This is a genomic window from Kitasatospora atroaurantiaca, assembly GCF_007828955.1.
Lineage (GTDB): Bacteria > Actinomycetota > Actinomycetes > Streptomycetales > Streptomycetaceae > Kitasatospora > Kitasatospora atroaurantiaca.
The window spans coordinates 1,097,207-1,114,369 of the sequence record NZ_VIVR01000001.1 but is presented as its reverse complement, the minus strand read 5'-3'; the positions used below and the strand labels follow the sequence as shown (position 1 = coordinate 1,114,369).

Genomic DNA, 17,163 nt, shown 5'->3' with positions numbered 1-17,163 from the left:
GCCGGTCATCGTTGAATGACTGTCAACGGCGCTCCGGTCAGCGCGGCTGAAGCGCCTGGGCCGGGAAGCCGGGGCGGCCCGCCAGCTCGGAGGTGCAGTGGGAGCAGCGCACGGCGGCGGCCGGGACGGTGCTCAGGCACTCCGGGCAGTCGGTCTTGGCGACGGGGGTGTCCTTGACCGGCTCGAAGCGGGCCTGCAGCTTGCCGACCGGCACCACGACGGCGAAGTAGATCACGGTGGCGATCAGCAGGAAGCTGATCAGGGCGTTCAGGAACGCGCCGTACGGGAAGGTGGTGGTGCCGACGGTGAACGTCTTCTGGGTGAAGTCGCCGATGGTGCCGGTCGCGACGCCGATCAGCGGGGTCAGGAAGGCTGTGACGAACCCGGTGACGACGGCGGTGAAGGCCGCACCGATGACGATACCGACGGCCAGATCGACGACGTTTCCGCGCAGCAGGAAGCTGCGGAATCCCTTGAACACCGGGAACTCCAGAGGGTAGAGGGCGTGAGGGTCGGGCCGGAGGACGGCCCGGCGGGCCATCCTGCCGACTCAACAGGCCTGTGGTCCAACCGAGTTCACCTGAATCGCCTAACCCCAGCACCCCTGTCCGGCGCTCGAAAGCACGTGCCGCCCCACGCCTGCGGGGCGCCGGGCGGCACGTGCAGGCCGGTCAGATCCCCGCGGCGCGCAGACGCTCCGCGTACGGCTGGATCCTGACCACCGCCTCGGCGGTCCGGCGGACGGTGGCGGCGTCCATGTGCGACCAGAGCGGCACCGTGAGCACGGCGGCGGCCAGCCGGTCGGTCACCGGCAGGGCGTCGGCCTGGCCGAGATGGGCGTACGCCTGCTGGCGCTGGACCGGCGGGTGGAAGTACCGCCGGGTGTCGATGCCCTCCGCCTTGAGGGCACGGGCCAGCTGGTCGGCCGTCAACCCGAAGTGCTCGGAGTCCAGGATCAGGGTCAGGTCCTTGAAGGTCGACACGTCACCGGGCTCGGGCAGCGCCAGGCGCAGGCCGGGCAGCCCGGCCACCGCGGCCGCGAACTCGGCGACCAGTGCACCCCGGTGGGCCACCCGCTCGGGCAGCACGGCGAGCCAGTTGAGGCCGACGGCCGCGTGCAGCTCGCTCATCCGGGCGTTGAGGCCGGGGAAGAGGGTGTTGTAGTCGCCCGGGTTCCCGTAGTCGCGGGCGGTGCGCAGGGTCGCGGCGAGCGCGCCGTCGCGGGTGGCGACCAGGCCGCCCTCGCCCGCCACGGCGACCTTGGTGGGGCTCATGCTGAACACCTCGGCCAGGCCGAAGCCGCCGACCGGCACACCCTGCCGGCTGCTGCCGAAGCCGTGAGCCGCGTCGTAGACCAGCGGCACCCCGGCGGTGTCGGCGATCCGCTGCAGCTCCTCGACCTGGCAGGGAGTGCCGTAGACGTGCGTGGCCATCAGGGCGGCGGGGCGGTCGGCGGACTTGAGCCGGGCCTCGGCGTCCGCCGGGTCGAGGGTGATGTCCTGCTCGCGGGCCTCGGCGAAGAGCGGGGTGCCGCCCGCCCAGTGGGCCGCGTGGGCGGTGGCCGAGAAGGTGAACCCGGGCATCACCACCGGCCGGCCGCCGCCGACCCCGGCGGCCTGCAGCACCAGCATCAGCCCGGCGGTGCAGTTGGAGACGGCCACCACGTGCGGCACCTCGAGGAGCTCGGCGGCGGCCTCCTCCAGCTCGGCGACCGTCCGTCCGTTGGTCAGCTGGCCGCTGTCCAGGATGCCGCCGAGCCGGCCCAGCAGGGCCTCGCGGTCGGGCACCTGGACGCGGGTGAGCGGCAGCCCGTCCGGGAAGGCGGGTGTGCCGCCGAGGGCGGCGGGCAGGGTGGTTTCAGTGATGGTCATGGTCGGGTCGATCCCCCCTGGGTCGAGGTGGTGCGTCGATGTGCTCCGGTCCGCCGACGCGGGCCGGTGGTTCGGGTAGCGGTTCGCGCTCGCCCCACTGGCCCGGCTGGGCCCGCCAGACCGGTGGCCGGGACCGGCTCCGCCGCGCGGCGGCCGCCCGCCCGGCGGGCGGACTGCCGGCCGGGCGCGGGACGGCCAGCAGGACGAGCACCAGCGGCAGCACCTGGACACGCTCGCGCGACAGGATGCCCAGGTTGTTGATGGTCGAGAAGGCCCAGCAGAACAGCAGCGTGTAGACCACCGCGAAGGCGATGTACGAGCGCTGCACGAAGAGCCTCGGCAGCTGGCGCAGGCGCGGCCAGCCCCGGATGAACATCACCAGCAGGGCGAAGCACTCCACCGACTGGATCAGGTTCTGGATGTTGGAGGCCTCGAAGGGGAACGGCCGGAACAGCACGCTCACCACGGCCAGCGGCAGCCCGGCCGGGTTGAGGCTGAAGGCGGGCGCGGCGTCGTCGGCCGTCGGCTGGTTGATCACCGAGGCACCCTGCGAGGTCCGCCGGGAGGTCTCCGAGAGCACGTGGTTGACGGCGTCCCCGTTGGCGCCCGCCGTCCCGAAGAAGGTGCTGACCTGCTGCAGCATCAGCATCACCATCACCCCGAGCACCGCGACCGTGACCAGCGTCCGCAGCGGCCCCAGCGCACTGACCTGCTGCGGACGCTTGCGCAGCACGTACGCGACCATCAGACCGGCCCCGGCGAGGACGGTGACGTGCGGGCGGACCATCGCGGTGCCGAGCGAGCCGAGGGCGATGCAGACGAAGGCGCCGAGGCGGCGGTCGAGCAGCCGGGCGGTGCCGTAGGTGGTCAGGCCCAGGCAGAACATCATCCAGGCGTCCTTGCCGATGCTGGACGGCCAGAAGAGCAGGGACGGCAGGAAGAAGACCAGCTTGGCGTAGCGCCGGGTGTCCGCCTCGGGGAAGGCGATCTGCAGGGCGCGCCAGAACAGCAGCAGCCCCCAGAAGCCGAGCCAGGAGAACACCAGGAAGCCGCCGACCAGCGAGGGGCCGGTGATCGCGTAGACCACACCGGTGACGATGATGATGAAGCCGGTGCCGGCCACCTTCATGCCCAGGTCGTAGTGCAGGTTGCCGGAGAGCAGGTCGGCGTTGTCCAGGTAGAGCGCGAGGTCGGTGCCCCGCTGGTGGTACATCTTGGCGTCGGCGGCGCCGCCGTAGAGCACGAAGGCCATCAGGTAGCGCGGGAAGGCGCAGAGCAGCTTGAGGCCCATGGCCAGCATCAGCAGCCGGAAGACGTCCCGTTCCGGGTTGGCGGCGGCGACCCGCGCCAGGATCGGTGTGCCGATCGCCATCAGGGCGGGGAGGACGAGCAGGGCGCCCCAGGTGTCGTACGTGGTGTGCACCATGGCGAGCACGAAGACGGTGACATAGCCGACCACCAGGGTGGCGGCCACGGCGGAGGGCCAGGGCACCCGCCGGGAGATGGTGCTGAGAGCCGCCCGGTCGATCAAGGAAGCTCCCGAGTGCGGTGGCGGCGGTGGTGGCCCATCAGAAGACCTCCAGGTCGCCCAGGCTGAACCGCCAGGACGGCAGTGTGAGGTCGGTGGGCAGGGGGCCGGTGGGCGTCCGGGCGGCGAGCGTCATGCCGGTGCGCGGGGCGGTCAGGTAGCCCGATCGCAGGGCGGCCGCCGCGGCTTCGGTGCCGGGGGACAGGTGGGTGGCGACGTGGTCGCAGCCGGAGTCGGCGGCCGCCCGGCGGAGCAGCCGGGCGGCACCGGCGCGGTCGCCGGGGCGGACGATCAGCTCGGCGAGGGTGAACTCGGTCAGCGGGCCGCGCCGCCGGGGGCGGCCGAAGGCCACACCGGTGAGTTCGCCGCCGCGCCGGGTGGTGAGGACGCGGTAGTCGAGCCCGGGGGCCTCGCCGTAGCGCCAGCTCAGGAAGGCGGTGGTACGGGCGACGGCGAGCCGTCGGTCGGCGGTGTCGGCCTCGGCCCGCTCGCGCAGCAGCTCGTCCAGGACGCCGGGGTTCTCGGCGAACCACTCGGCTGCGGTGGGGAGTCGGCAGGGGACCGGGCCGGTCCGGCGGGCCGGGCGGCGGGCCAGCGCGGCGCGGGCGCCGAGCGCGAAGGCGGCCGGGCGGGCGATGCGCAGGGCGACGGGCACCCGGCCAAGCTCGCGCCAGCCCATCTTGAGGTAGCCGGGCAGGCTGTTGCCGTTCGGGGTATTGAAGACCAACTCGGCCTCCGGGGCCACCTCTTCGAGCAGCTGGACGGTCAGCCGCCGGAAGATCCCCTGCCCCTGGAAGTCGGGGTGCGTCGCGGTGTCCACCGGCCGTACGGCCCGGACGGTGCGGCCGTTCGCCGCGTCCCGCCACTCCCAGCGGAGGAAGAGCCGGACGCCGGCGATCCGCCCGTCCGGGGCCTCGGCGAGCAGGCCCGGGCTGGCGCCGAAGGGATTGCGCCGGTGCTTCCAGTCGAAGAAGTCCGCGCTGCGGGTGCCGGTCGGGCCGCCGGCCAGCGAGGCGGTCAGCAGGTCCAGCACCGCCGGGGTGTCGGCCTCGGTGAGGGGGCGGCAGACCAGCTCGGGGCTCACGTACTCGATTCCTCTCGGTCGGGTGGTCGGTGAGGAGGAGTCAACGCCGCAGTACCTGCTCGTACACCCGCTCGATGGAGCGCTGCGCCCCCGCGACGTCGAAGGACTTGGCGCGCTCGCGGGCGGCCGCGCCGAGGCGCTCGCGCAGGCCCTCGTCCTCGGTGAGCCGGCCGAGGGCCGCCGCCAGCGCGGCCGGGTCGCCCGGCGGCACCAGGTAGCCCTGCTCGCCGTCGTCCAGCACCTCGGGCATGCCGCCGACCCTGGTCACCACAGAGGGCAGGCCGCTGGTCATGGCCTCCATCAGGGCCACCGGCAGCCCCTCCTGACGCGAGCTCAGGGTGAAGACGTCCAGTCCGGGCAGCAGCGCCGGTACGTCCGAACGCGAGCCGGCGAAGACCACGCCGTCACCGGCCTGCGCCCTGAGCTGGGCCTCCAGCGGCCCGGCGCCGATCAGCACCAGTGCGGTCTCCGGGTGGTCGCGGCGCAGCTCGGCGAAGGCCGTGAGCAGGCCGGCCTGGTCCTTCTTCGCGGTCAGGTTGCCGACGGTGCCGATCACCACGGCGTCGGCGGGCAGCCCGAGGGTCTCCCGCGCCGAAGCACGGGCCTCGGGCCCGCTCGGCGCCCCGCCCAGGTCCGGCCCGTGGTGCACGACGTGGACGAACTCGCCCGGTCTGCGGCGGGAGGCCGGGATCGTCCCGGCGACGGCCCGCGAGACCGCCACCACGGCGTCGTTGCGACGGTAGGTGAGCGCGTTCGCCCAGCGGGTCGGCCTGCGGTAGCGCTCCCAGACGTTGTGCTCGGTGTGCACCAGCCGGGGCGCCCGCCGCCCGTACGAGAGCAGCCGGGCCGCCACCGCCGGGACGGGCATGTGCGAGTGCACCAGGTCGTACCGCCGCTCGGCCAGCAACTGCCGCAGCCGCCACGGCCAGAGCCGGCCGGGCGGGCCGCCGAGGCAGTGCACCCGGACCCCGGCCCGTTCCAGGTCCGCCACCAGCGCGTCCTTCCACGGCAGGACGTACGCGACCTCGATCTCGTAGCGCGAGGTGTCCGCGTGGCGGGCGCAGTTGACCAGCAGCTGCTCGGCGCCGCCCCGGCCGAGGCCCTTGGCCAGCCAGAGCACCCGGATGCGGTCCGTCACAGCTCCTCGCCCTCGCTCCGGGCGACGGCCGGTTCCCCGGCGAGCACGGGGCCGCGGCGGGCCCAACTGGGCGCGGACTTACGCCCCTTCGGCTCATCGAGGGCCTGCCGCGGCAGGGCCGGGGAGGCGGGGCGGGCGCCCAGTGCGGCGGGGGAGCGCAGGGCGTCCCGGTTCCGGCGGCCGGAGGGGCCGACCGTACCGAGCAGTGCCACCCCGGCCACCGGCACGCCGGTACGGGAGAGCAGCTCGCTCACCCGGTCGGCCTGTTCCGGCGTCACATTGCCCGCCATCACCGTCACCAGGATGGCGTCGGCGTGCTGCACCAGGTCGTACGCGTCGTTGGCGTGCAGCAGCGGGGAGCTGTCGATCAGCACCACGTCCGCGTGCCGCCGGGCCCGGCGCAGCACCTCGCCCGCCCGCAGCACCAGGGCGGCGGGGTAGGCGGTGGTGTTGCCGCCGGTGATCAGGCTGACTCCGTCGACGTTGGTGCCGCGGATCAGGTCGTCCAGCTCGGGCAGCTGCTCGCCGCTGAGCAGCTCGGCCATACCGGGGCCGTCACCGACGCCGAAGTGGACGTGCGCCTGCGGCTGCCGGAAGTCGCAGTCCAGGACCAGCACCGCGCGGCCCGTCTCGGCCAGCGCGGCGGCCAGGTTGGCGACCGTGGTGGTGCGCCCGTCGCCGCTGCGGCCGGACATCACCAGGATCACCGGCGCCGGGTTCGCCAGCCGGCGGGAGATCAGCTCGGCGGGGTTGAGGGTGCCGTCGGAGAGCTGGGCCGAGAGCGTGCTGGGGCCGGTCAGCAGGAGGGTGGAGCGCAGGGAGCGGTACGCCTCCGCGCCGGGGTCGGAGGGGCGGGCGACCACCAGCGGTTCGCGCAGCCTGCGCAGGCGGCGGGAGAGCTGCGGGATCTCGCCGATCACCGGCAGGTTGAACGCCTCCTCGGCGCCGTTGCGGGTGCGCAGCCGGGTGTCCATCCGGCTGAGCATCAGCGCGGCGACCACACCGAGCGCCAGCCCCAGCACCACCGCGAGGCCGAGCCGTACGCCACGGCTGGGCGAGCTGAGCAGGCTGCCGCCGGTCTCGCGGGCGTCGATCGAGCCCCACTGCTGGATGGCGTCGGTCTGGCTGTAGTTCTGCAGGGTGCTGATCTTGGTGAGGGTGCTGGTGAGGGCGTTGACCGCGGCCGTGAGCTGGGGCTGCAGCTTGGGCTGGTCGGCGCCGCTGGCCTTGTTGAAGTCGTGCTGGAGCTGGTTGACCTGGTCCTGCTGGCCGGCGGCCTGGGCCTGCAGCCGCTTGATCGAGTCGTTGGCGCTCTTCGCCGCCTCCTGGCTGTACCCGTTGATGGTCGCCTCGGAGAAGGCCGCCGCCAGCTCGGTGCAGGACTGCTGGGTCGGACCGGTGGTGGTGAAGACCAGCATCTGGGTACTGGCCGCGGCCACCGTCCGCCGGGCCACCAGGCCCTGGACGTCGGTGACATGGAGCTTCTTGGCGGCGGCCGTGGTGACGTCCGAGCCGGAGGCGTAGGAGAGCACCTGGTCCGCCCGGACGGTGTCGCCGGCGCCCGCGACCGGCGTTATGGCCACCTTGCACTGCCACTTGCCGTTGTCGACGGCGTTGCCGGCCGGCGTGAGCAGGAAGCCGACGACCAGCGCGGCCAGGGTGCAGCCGACGAGCAGTCGCCAGTACCGCCGCAGGACACTGAAATGGTTTGCCGGTTCCACCGGTTGGATCCCCTCGCGTTCGTGGTGCATGCGCTCTGCTGCGTGGCCGGCGGTGCGCACGGATACCGCGTCGCCGGCGCAGTGCAGTGGTGATCAGCTCCCCTGGGGCGCCACTACGCGCCTGACCTCCTGGTGCGCCGTTCCCCCCGGCGTCCCAGGCCCCCGGATGCGATGCTTGCCGCACGCGACGTGCGGCGCAAGCACTTTGGGGATTCTCGGACGGCGCATTGTGGTGTTCCCTCGCCCCATGCCATGATTTCCGGCCCTCTGTCCGGAATTCTCCAAGGCTCAGCGCCGCAGCGCGCGCTCGTAGAACTCGACCATCCGGCCGGACACCTGATGCAGGGTGAAGCTGGTCAGGAAGCGTGCCCGGGCCGACTTCACCCGGACGGCGGCCGCCGCCGGGTCGTCGAGCGTCTCGACCAGGGCCGCCGCCAACTCCGCCGGGCGCTCCGGCGTCACCAGCCGCGCGTAGTCCTCCGAGCCGACCGTCTCGCGCAGGGCGGGCACGTCCGAGCAGACCAGCGGCACCCCGACGCCCATCGCCTCCATCGCCGCGCTGCCCAGGCCCTCCCAACGGGACGGCACGGCGAACGCGTCCGAGGCTGCCATCAGGTCGAACACGTCGCCGCGCGGCCCCAGGAAGCGCACGTTGCCGGCCGTCTCGGCGAGCGCCCGAAGCCTGGCCGTCTCCGCACCCGGGCTGCCCGCCAGCAGCAGCACCGCCTCCGGCGCACTCCGCCGCACCTGCGGCCAGGCCTCCAGCAGGACGTCCAGGCCCTTCTGGTACTGCTGCCGCGCCGCGGCCAGCACCACAGGCGTGTCCTCCGACAGCTCCAGCGCCGCGCGGACCGCCGCCCGCCGCTCGGGCGTCACCGAGCCGAGCAGCTCCGGGTCCCGGCCGCGTGGCACCACGTCGATCCGGTCCGGCGAGATCCGCAGCCGCCGGGTCATCGCCCCCGCCACATGCCTGGTCAGCGCATGGAACCGCCGGGTGCCCTGCGCCGTCGCCGCGTCCACCACCTGCGCGGCCCGCACCTTCCACGGGCTGAGCCCGCGCGCGTGCAGATGCTCGGGCCCGTACGAGGAGTTGACCAGGCTGGACACCACCGGGGTACCGGCCGCCAGCGCGGCCGCCCGGCCCAGTACGTCCGACTCGTAGAGCGTCGTGTGCACCAGCTCGGGCCGCCGCTCCCGCACAAGTCTGCGCAGCGCGGCCGCGGTCCTGGCACGGTTCGGGTGGTGCACGCCGAACACACCCACCCCGGCGGCCGTCAGCTCGGGCTGGAACCCGCCCGGGGACTCCTTGAGGTACGCCACGTCCAGCTGGACGCCCGCCCGTACCAGCTGCGGGGCCATCGCCACCAGGCCCTGCTCGGCCCCGCCGACCCGGTTCAGGCTGTCGATCACATAGAGCACACGCACCGCAGCAACCCCCCGGATCTCCCGCCAGACGGATCTCCCCACCGCCGGGCGCCCTGACTGCGGATCAGCATCCCAGGCCGGAAGGGGTGTCCGCCAGGGATTCGCTGGTATAGGAGCGAACCGGCTGCGCGCCGGCGCGGCCGTGTGCCAGGGTCGGGGCATGCCCGACGCCTCGTCAGCTCAGCCCCGCGTGCTCCATCTGATCACCGATCCCCGGCGCAGAGGCGCCCAGAACCTCGCCCGGGACCTGCACGCCGAGCTGCGCCGCCGGGGGCAGTCCTCCGAACTGCGCTCCCTCCAGCCCCACCCCGACGCCCCCGCCCCGCACGACACTCCGGTCCTCGGCCCGTCCCGCCACCACCCCACCACCCTGCGAGCGCTGCGTGCCGCCGCCCGGCAGGCCGACGTGGTCGTCGCGCACGGCTCCAGCACCCTCCAGGCCTGCGCGATCGGCCTGTTCGGCAGCGGAACGCCCTTCGTGTACGTCAACATCGGCGACCCCCGGCACTGGACGGCGAGCACGGCCCGGCGCCTGCGGGTCGGCGCCTTCCTGCACCGCGCCGCCGCCGTCTCCGCGATCTCCGACGGCGCCCGGCAGGTGCTGATCGAACGCTTCCGGCTGCCCACCGACCGTGTCCTTACCATCCCCAACGGCCGTGCCGCCGACCGCTTCCCGCCCGCCGCCGGCGAGGCCGAACGCCGGGCGGCCAGGGCGCAGCTGGGGCTCCCGGACGACGGCCCGCTGGTCGCCTGGGTGGGCGCGCTCGCCACCGAGAAGCGGCTCGACCTCGCCCTCGACGCACTCGGCCGCCTCCCCGAGGTCCGGCTCGCGGTGGCCGGCGACGGCCCACTGCGCGACACGTACGCCGACACCACGGGGCGGGCCCACTTCCTCGGCCAACTCGCCGACCCCGCACCGCTCTACCGCGCCGCCGACGCGTTGCTGCTCAGCAGCGACAGCGAGGGCGTGCCCGGGGTCCTGATCGAGGCGGCGCTCGCCGGGCTGCCCGCGGTCGCCACCGACGTCGGCTGGGTGCGTGACGTCGTCCAGGACGGGGTCACCGGAGCCCTGGTCCCGCGCGGGGACGGCGCCGCGCTGGCCGAGGCGCTCGGCAAGGTCCTGGCGGGCGACCGCGCCGCCCTCGGCGCCGCCGCCCGTGAGCACGCGCTGGGGCGGTTCGACCTCACCGTGGTCGCCGACGCCTGGCAGCAGCTACTCCGGCGGGTCGCGCGGCGTTAAGCGCTCCAGCGGGTGGGCAACCGACCAGGATCGGGTCTCCCAGGGGCGCGTGGGGGCACCTCCCGGCCGAAGGCTGGGGAGAACTGCGCGAGATCGGAAGGCGACGACCTGTGCCCTACCGTTTCGCGCAGTTCCCCGCGCCCCTTGTGGTTACCCGATCCTGATCGGCCAGCCCGGCGTTAACGGGCCATCAAGAGCCGTTGCGGGACTGTCGGTCGACGGCCCCCGCGCGCATACTTGCCTGCGCGGCTCGCACCCGCGCGACAGGGCCACCAAGGACCCGGCCCGGGCGCGCCGCCACGGGGAAGGTCGAACGACGTGGCAATTCTTGCGGTCATCGTGGGGCTGGGACTGCTCTGGCTGGTCACCGGCGTCCGGGTGGTGCAGCAGTACGAGCGCGGGGTGGTCTTCCGGCTCGGCCGGGTGCGCGGCGCCGTCAAGGGCCCCGGGCCCACCCTGCTCATCCCGGTGGTGGACCGGATGCGCAAGGTCAACGTGCAGGTCATCACCATGCCGGTGCCCGCCCAGGAGGGCATCACCCGGGACAACGTCTCCGTCCGGGTCGACGCGGTGGTCTACTTCCGGGTGGTGGACCCCGTCCTGGCCACCGTCGACGTGCAGAACTACACCTTCGCGATGTCCCAGGTCGCCCAGACCTCACTGCGCTCGATCATCGGCAAGAGCGAGCTGGACGACCTGCTCTCCGGCCGGGAGAACCTGCACCGAGGCCTGGAGCTGATGCTGGAGAGCCCGGCCCTCGGCTGGGGCGTGCACATCGACCGGGTCGAGATCAAGGACGTGGCCCTGCCCGACTCCATGAAGCGCTCGATGGCCCGTCAGGCCGAGGCCGACCGCGAGCGGCGGGCCCGGATCATCACCGCGGACGGCGAGTTCCAGGCCGCCGCCAAGCTCTCCGAGGCGGCGGCGATGATGGACGGCACGCCGTCCGCGATGCAGCTGCGCCTGCTGCAGACCGTGGTCGAGGTCGCGGCGGAGAAGAACTCCACCCTGGTGCTGCCGTTCCCGGTCGAGCTGCTGCGCTTCTTCGACGGGGCGACGCCGCCCAAGGCCGGCCCCAAGCCGGAGGCCGCGGCCACCACGGCCGAGGCCGTCACCCCCGAGCTGCCCGCCCAGGCCCAGCCCGCCATCCCGCCGCGCCCCGAGCACGCGCCCCAGGGCCTCCGGCAGTAGGCCTAGGCAGCCGGCCAGCCACAACAGGGGCGCGTGGGGGCACCTCCCGGCCGAAGGCTGGGGGAGAACTGCGCGAGACCGGAAGGCAACGGCCTACAGCCTCCCGCTTCGCGCAGCTCCCCGCGCCCCTGGGATACCCGATCCTGATCGGTGCACCTACTGGCGGAGCCCCTCAGACGGGCTGAGCCGCCACGGGCTGGTCGACCGCGGCCGGAACGGTGCCGCCCGCCCGCCCCCGCGAGGAGCGGGAGAGGAGCACGTACAGCACCGCGGCGACCAGCCCCGAGAGCAGGAAGCTGACGTCGATGCCGCCGGTCAGCGGCAGCATCGGCCCCCGGTAGACCGGGGTGTCCACCGAGCAGAGCCCGACCAGGCTGCCGCCGATCCAGGCCACCGTGGCGGGGATGTTCCAGCCCGCCCGGTACCAGTAGATGCCGCCCTTGGTGCGCTGGTTGAGGACCTGCAGGGACTCGCGGTCGTAGTCGCCCCGGCAGCGGCGGAAGCCGATCAGGGTGATCACCGCCCAGGGCGCCCCGATGGCGGTCAGCACCAGGACGAAGGAGGTCACCGCGTCCTGGGCGCTCCACACGAAGTGGCCCAGGAAGACCAGTACCGTCGCCATCGCCGCCACCACGTAGGTGGCCTGGCGGCGGGTGGCGCGCGGCATGATCGCGTCCAGGTCCAGGCCCATGCTGTAGAGCATCAGCCCGGTGTTGCCCGCACTGCCCAGCAGCCCGTTGAGCAGCAGCGGCAGGAGGAACCAGGCCGGGGCACCGGCCAGCAGACTGCCCACGTAGTCGTTGCCCGCGCCGGTGGCGACGGCGGTGAAGGTGCCGAACAGCTGGGGGATCAGCAGGCCCAGGAAGAGCCCGGCGGCGGTGGACCAGAGGACCCTGCGGGAGCTGTGCCGGGTGGGGGAGACGTACCGGGTGTAGTCGCCGAGCAGGGTGATGAAGGCGATCGGGCCGCTCAGCCCGGCCGAGACCACCGCGAGCAGCCAGGTCGGCCAGAAGCCGCCCAGCAGGTAGTCGCCGTGCGTCGAGGCGTCGAAGTGCGGCAGGAAGGCGAACAGCCCGGCCAGCAGCAGGCCGGACATCGCCCACATCAGCACCCGCTCCAGCCGCAGCATCAGCCGGTAGCCGAACACGGCGGCCGTCGCGCTCAGCGCGGCCAGCACGCTGTACGTGACCACGTAGGCGGCGCCGTTCGCCGGCAGGCCGAGCATCCGGTTCAGCGCGCCCACCACCACGTCGCCGCCGACCCAGAGGGACAGCGCCGTGTACCCGAGGGAGAGCAGCAGGCCCACCACCGAGCCGATCAGCCGGCCCCGCACGCCGAAGTGCGCGCCGCTGCTGGTGGAGAGGTTGGTCGCGGTACGCAGCGAGATCAGCGCCAGCGGCGCGGTCAGCACGATACCGAGCGCGGTGCCCACGACCAGCGAGGTCACGCTCGCCCAGAACGACAGCCCGAACGAGACCGGGAGCCAGCCGAAGACCACCACGCCGAAGGCGAGGTTGGAACCGACCAGGATGCTGAGGACATCGCGCGGGGTGCTCGTCCGCTCTGCCTCGGGGATCGTGTCGACGCCGTGTTGCTCGATCAGCGAGGCGGTGGGGGAGTGCGACATGCGGTGGTCTTTCTGGTGGTCTTCCCGACGACGCAGGGGAGGGCGCGCCAGGCTGTCCATGATTCGCGGTGCGGCGGACCTCGCACAACGGTGCATCCCACAACAAGCCGGGCGGCTCAGCCCGGTCCCGCCTGTACGGTCGTACGGCTGCGAACTGCTCCGATCGGGTGAGGGCCGCGGGTGCCGCTGGCCGGTGGCTCCGAGTGACTGGCAGGCTACGGGCGTGAAGTCTCTGCTGCGCACCGCCGCCGTGCTCGCCCTCGCCGGCGGCCTGCTCTCCAGCCCCGCCGCTGCCGCCGCCCCCGACGTCCCGCACGACGGTATGCACCTGGGCCACCCCAGGCCCGTCCGCGAGGCGGCGAAGCGCGAGGCCGTCGAGTTCTTCTCGTACGACTGCTACCACTCCCAGCAGCTGGAGCTCCCGCTCGAGCGGTGGGCCGAGCGTCACCGCGGCGATGTGGTGCTGCGGCGGGTCCCGGCGGTCTGGGCCGGCAGCCCCGACGAGCAGGTGCAGCTCGGGCACGCGCGGCTCTACTACACGCTGGAGCGCCTCGGCCAGGTCGACCGGCTGCAGGCGGAGGTCTTCCGCTCCGTACGGGAGCAGCACGCCGACCTCACGAGCGAGGACCGGGCCGCCGACTGGGCGCAGCTGCACGGGGTCGACGCCGCGGGTTTCCGGGAGGCGTACCGCTCTGCGGAGGTGCAGCGGGCGGCACAGGACGCCTCCGGGCTGCTCATCCGCTACCGGGTGGACGAGCTGCCGACGGTCGTGGTGCAGGACCGCTACCGCACCGCGCCGAGCAAGGCCGGCGGGGTGGAGCAGATGCCGGCCGAACTGGACCGGCTGGTCGAGCAGAGCTGAGCCCGCGCGCCTCCTGAGCAGGATCATCTTCACCGAACCAGCCCCCCTCGTGCACACTCTGTGCCAGAGTGGACGCCGCGGCCGAACTGCCTGAGCAGCGGCCGAGGTTCGACGCCTCCAAGAGGCGACACTCAACTCGGCACCGGAGAGGGCGGGGTTCCGTGGGGGGACAACGCGCGCAGGTCATCGACGAGCGCGACAGCCAGACCGAGGCGCGACGGAAGGTTCCGGACGGACCACCACCCGAGCTCGTTTTCAAACGGCGGCTCCGCCCTGCCCAGGTGGCCCGGGAGCTGTGGGGGGCAAGGGAGTTGGTCCGCGCGCTCGCCGAGCGCGACCTGCGGGCCCGGTACAAGCAGGCCGTTCTGGGCTTCGCCTGGGCGGTGCTCACGCCGCTCGCGCTCTGCGCGATCTTCACCCTGGTCTTCCACCGCGCGGTGAAGATCGAGACCGGTGGCGCGCCGTACACGCTCTTCGCGTACGTCGGCCTGATCGTCTGGCAGTTCTTCAGCAACACCATGAACCAGGGCGCGCTGAGCCTGGCCAACAACCTCAGCCTGCTCAACAAGGTCTACTGCCCTCGCGAGGTCTTCCCGCTGGCCACCATGCTGGTCGCCAGCGTGGACATGCTGATCGGCATCGGCGTGCTCGGCCTGCTCTTCCTGGTCTTCTGGACGGCCCCGGCGGCGACCTTCCTGTGGGCGCTGCCGCTGCTGCTGATCCAGTTCGCCTTCACCTACGGTGTCGCGCTGATCATGTCGGTGGCCGTGGTCTACCTGCGCGACGTGCGCCACCTGCTGCCGATCATCACCCAGATGGGAGTGTTCGCGACCCCGGTCGCCTACCCGCTGGCGAAGATCCCGGTCCGGCTGCAGGAGATCTACGTCGGGATCAACCCGCTCGGCGCCGTCATCGAGGGCTACCGCAGGGCGCTGCTCTACGGCGACACCCCCGACCTCGGGCTGACCCTGATCGCCGCGGTGAGCTCGCTGGTCTTCCTGGTCGGCGGCTACCTGTTCTTCAAGAAGCTGGAAACGGGGATCGCCGATGTCGCCTGACCACCCTCTTGGCACCATCCGTACCGAGCAGGTCTGGAAGCGCTTCAAGGCCGACCAGCAGCGCATGCTGCTGCGCGACAAGGTCGAGTCGGTGGCCCGCCGGCTGCGCGGCGGCCGTGGCGAGGACTGGCGCTGGGCGCTGCGGGACATCAACATGCACATCGAGCCGGGCGAGTCGGTGGGCCTGATCGGCTCCAACGGCTCCGGCAAGTCCACCCTGCTGAAGATGCTGACCAGGGTGATGTACCCGTACGGCGGGGTGATCGACGTGCGCGGCCGGATCGGCGCGCTGATCGAGATCCGTGCGGGCATCCACCCGGATCTGACGGGCCGTGAGAACATCTACCTCTTCGGTGCGTTGCTCGGCCTCAAGCGCCGTGAGGTGGCCTCGCGCTTCGACGACATCGTGGAGTTCGCCCGGCTCGGCGGGGCGATCGACCGGCAGGTGAAGTTCTACTCCTCCGGTATGCAGATGCGCCTGGGCTTCGCGGTCGCCGCCTACCTGGAGCCGCACGTCCTGCTGGTGGACGAGGTGCTCGCGGTCGGCGACGCGGTGTTCCAGCAGCGCTGTCTGGACCGGATGCGCGAGGTGGCCGAGCAGGGCACCACCATCGTCTTCGTCTCGCACGACCTGCCCGCCGTCGAGTCGATCTGCCGCCGCGGCATCTGGCTGGAGCAGGGCTCGGTGCGGGTGGACGCGGGCATCAAGGAGGCGATGGCCGGCTACCGCGACAGCATCGAGGCGCAGTCCGAGGCCGGCGCGCGGGTGGGCGAGCCGGTTCAGCTGCTCAAGTACCAGGTCCGGGGCGAGGAACGGGAGAACCTCACCACGGACGAGCCGATGACGGTGGAACTCACCCTCGGCGGCGGCTACCGGGGCGACGCCACCCTGCACCTCGGCGTGAGCGAGGGCACCTCCAGCCCGATCTTCCAGATCAGCCACGAGCTGCGGCTCACCGGTGACGACCACCAAGTGGCGTGCGTGATCCCGAGGCTGCCCCTGCCGCGCGGCCGGTACACACTGTGGGCCGGCGTCTACAGCATCGGGCGGACGGACGGCGGCACGCTGATGAGCTGGCACTCCGTCGGCCAGTTCGACGTGTTCGGCCCGATGCTGGACACCCCACCGCGGGCCGTGGTGCTGGCCGCGCCGGTCTTCGTGCCGCATCAGTGGGAGGACTGAGGCAGTGAGATCCGTCCGGGTGCTCGTGCACCTGAACAACCTTGCCCTGGGCGGCGCACAGCTCAACGCGGTGGACATCGCCCGTACCCTGCGCGACCGCGGGCACGAGCCGGTGCTCTTCGCGCAGGGCGTGGCAGGCCCGGCCCCGCTGGTGGAGGTCGCGGCCGGCCACGGCCTGGACGTGGTGGTCGCGGGCGGCCCCGACACCCCCGCCCGGGAGGTCCGGCGGCGCCTCAACCGGCTCGCCGCCGAGCACGGCACCCAGCTGCTGCACGCCTGGGAGGTCCGGGCAGCGCGCAACTCCTACTTCGGGCCGGGTCGTTACGGCCGCATCCCGGTGGTCACCACCTTCTACGGCATCCGCATGCTGCGCGGTCTGCCCCGGCACCAGCCCCTGGTGCTGGGCCTGGGCGCGCTGATGGGGGACGGACGGGCCTTCGGCCACCGGGACGTCCGGCTGGTCGAGCCGCCCGTCAACACCGGGACCGATGCGCCGGGCGTCGTCGACGGCTCCGGGTTCCGCCGCGAACACGGCATCCGGGACGACGAGTTGCTGCTGGCGATCATCACCCGGCTGGTCCCCGACCTGGAGAAGGACGCCGGAGCCGAGCTCACCATCGAGGCCGTACGGCAGCTGGCCGACCCACGGGTGCGCCTCGCGATCGTCGGAGCCGGCCCGAGCCAGGAGCGGCTGCGCGCCCTGGCGGCCGCCGCCAATGCCGGACTCGGACGCCAAGCGGTTCTCGTACCCGGGCAGTTGGCCGACCCGCGGCCCGCGTACCAGGCGGCCGACGTGGTCCTCGGCATGGGCGGCTCGGCCCTGCGAGGCCTCGCCTTCGCCAAGCCGGTGATCGTGCACGGCGCCGCCGGCTACACCGCCGTCCACGAACCGGGCCCGCTGGTGGAGCCGCACGCCTCCCGCTGCATGTACGGCTTCGGCGACGGCACCCGCTCCCCGGCAGCGCTTGCCGAGCAGATCCGCTCGCTGCTGGACGACCCGGCCCGGCGGGCCGAACTCGGCCGCTGGGGACGGGAGTGGGTGGTCGGCCGCTTCTCGCTCGACAGCGTCACGACCGCCTTCGAGGACATCTACCGCAAGGTCCTCGCCGAACCCCCGGGCCGCCGCCGCTGGCTGCTCGACCTCGAACAGATGAGCCGCTACGAGTTCAGCAAGCCGGCCGCCCTGCGGCTACTGCGGCGCTGACGGCAACCACCAGTGCATGGCCGACCGCGTG

Annotated in this window: 14 protein-coding genes; 6 read left to right on the top strand and 8 right to left on the bottom strand. The window is 73.0% G+C overall.

Going from position 1 to position 17,163, the window contains the following annotated elements; all coding sequences use genetic code 11:
• Positions 1-37: 37 nt before the first annotated feature.
• From mscL to FB465_RS05035, 7 genes are all read right to left on the bottom strand, one after another.
• The gene (gene mscL / locus FB465_RS05065; protein ID WP_145787966.1) at positions 38-481 is read right to left on the bottom strand and encodes a large conductance mechanosensitive channel protein MscL; all 444 of its coding nucleotides are present in this window, start codon (positions 479-481) and stop codon (positions 38-40) included.
• A 190-nt stretch (positions 482-671) separates the two neighbouring features.
• On the bottom strand, positions 672-1,871 hold the full coding sequence (locus tag FB465_RS05060) for a DegT/DnrJ/EryC1/StrS family aminotransferase (protein WP_145787964.1): 1,200 nt from the start codon (positions 1,869-1,871) through the stop codon (positions 672-674).
• Positions 1,858-3,402 carry a hypothetical protein gene (locus FB465_RS05055; protein ID WP_145787961.1) on the bottom strand — a complete coding sequence of 515 codons (1,545 nt, stop codon included), beginning with the start codon at positions 3,400-3,402 and terminating at the stop codon, positions 1,858-1,860. Before FB465_RS05055 ends, FB465_RS05060 begins: the two co-directional genes overlap by 14 nt.
• 37 nt (positions 3,403-3,439) lie before the next feature.
• On the bottom strand, positions 3,440-4,483 hold the full coding sequence (locus tag FB465_RS05050; protein WP_145787960.1) for a GNAT family N-acetyltransferase: 1,044 nt from the start codon (positions 4,481-4,483) through the stop codon (positions 3,440-3,442).
• Between the two features lie 40 nt (positions 4,484-4,523).
• On the bottom strand, positions 4,524-5,621 hold the full coding sequence (locus tag FB465_RS05045; protein WP_145787958.1) for a glycosyltransferase: 1,098 nt from the start codon (positions 5,619-5,621) through the stop codon (positions 4,524-4,526).
• The gene (locus FB465_RS05040) at positions 5,618-7,342 is read right to left on the bottom strand and encodes a tyrosine-protein kinase family protein (protein WP_145787956.1); all 1,725 of its coding nucleotides are present in this window, start codon (positions 7,340-7,342) and stop codon (positions 5,618-5,620) included. Before FB465_RS05040 ends, FB465_RS05045 begins: the two co-directional genes overlap by 4 nt.
• A 288-nt stretch (positions 7,343-7,630) precedes the next feature.
• Positions 7,631-8,767 carry a glycosyltransferase family 4 protein gene (locus FB465_RS05035; protein WP_145787955.1) on the bottom strand — a complete coding sequence of 379 codons (1,137 nt, stop codon included), beginning with the start codon at positions 8,765-8,767 and terminating at the stop codon, positions 7,631-7,633.
• A gap of 160 nt (positions 8,768-8,927) precedes the next feature.
• Here FB465_RS05035 and FB465_RS05030 point away from each other — a divergent pair, with 160 nt between their 5' ends.
• Positions 8,928-10,007: a glycosyltransferase family 4 protein gene (locus FB465_RS05030; protein WP_145787953.1), complete on the top strand. Its 1,080-nt coding sequence runs from the start codon at positions 8,928-8,930 to the stop codon at positions 10,005-10,007.
• Between the two features lie 318 nt (positions 10,008-10,325).
• The gene (locus FB465_RS05025) at positions 10,326-11,198 is read left to right on the top strand and encodes a slipin family protein (RefSeq protein ID WP_211785724.1); all 873 of its coding nucleotides are present in this window, start codon (positions 10,326-10,328) and stop codon (positions 11,196-11,198) included.
• Between the two features lie 172 nt (positions 11,199-11,370).
• Here the strand turns inward: FB465_RS05025 and FB465_RS05020 are convergent, their stop codons facing one another.
• Positions 11,371-12,825, bottom strand: coding sequence for a purine-cytosine permease family protein (locus FB465_RS05020; RefSeq protein WP_145787950.1), 1,455 nt, complete (start codon positions 12,823-12,825; stop codon positions 11,371-11,373).
• A gap of 223 nt (positions 12,826-13,048) precedes the next feature.
• On the opposite strand from FB465_RS05020, the gene FB465_RS05015 reads away from it, so the two are divergent.
• From FB465_RS05015 to FB465_RS05000, 4 genes are all read left to right on the top strand, one after another.
• Complete coding sequence (locus FB465_RS05015; RefSeq protein WP_170290500.1) at positions 13,049-13,687, top strand: thiol:disulfide interchange protein DsbA/DsbL; 639 nt, start codon at positions 13,049-13,051, stop codon at positions 13,685-13,687.
• Positions 13,688-13,848: 161 nt separating this feature from the next.
• Positions 13,849-14,745, top strand: coding sequence for an ABC transporter permease (locus tag FB465_RS05010; RefSeq protein WP_145787946.1), 897 nt, complete (start codon positions 13,849-13,851; stop codon positions 14,743-14,745).
• Positions 14,735-15,928: an ABC transporter ATP-binding protein gene (locus FB465_RS05005; RefSeq protein ID WP_145787944.1), complete on the top strand. Its 1,194-nt coding sequence runs from the start codon at positions 14,735-14,737 to the stop codon at positions 15,926-15,928. The genes FB465_RS05010 and FB465_RS05005 overlap by 11 nt, the downstream gene beginning before the upstream one ends.
• A gap of 4 nt (positions 15,929-15,932) precedes the next feature.
• Entirely contained in the window at positions 15,933-17,132 is a 1,200-nt protein-coding gene (locus FB465_RS05000) for a glycosyltransferase family 4 protein (protein ID WP_145787942.1), read from the top strand.
• Positions 17,133-17,163 lie beyond the last annotated feature (31 nt).

What these genes read in the sequence shown, in the direction of transcription:
- FB465_RS05060 (WP_145787964.1), bottom strand. Translation starts at nt 1,871, where the DNA reads ATGACCATCACTGAAACCACCCTGCCCGCCGCCCTCGGCGGCACACCC.
- FB465_RS05030 (WP_145787953.1), top strand. Translation starts at nt 8,928, where the DNA reads ATGCCCGACGCCTCGTCAGCTCAGCCCCGCGTGCTCCATCTGATCACC.
- FB465_RS05020 (WP_145787950.1), bottom strand. Translation starts at nt 12,825, where the DNA reads ATGTCGCACTCCCCCACCGCCTCGCTGATCGAGCAACACGGCGTCGAC.
- FB465_RS05005 (WP_145787944.1), top strand. Translation starts at nt 14,735, where the DNA reads ATGTCGCCTGACCACCCTCTTGGCACCATCCGTACCGAGCAGGTCTGG.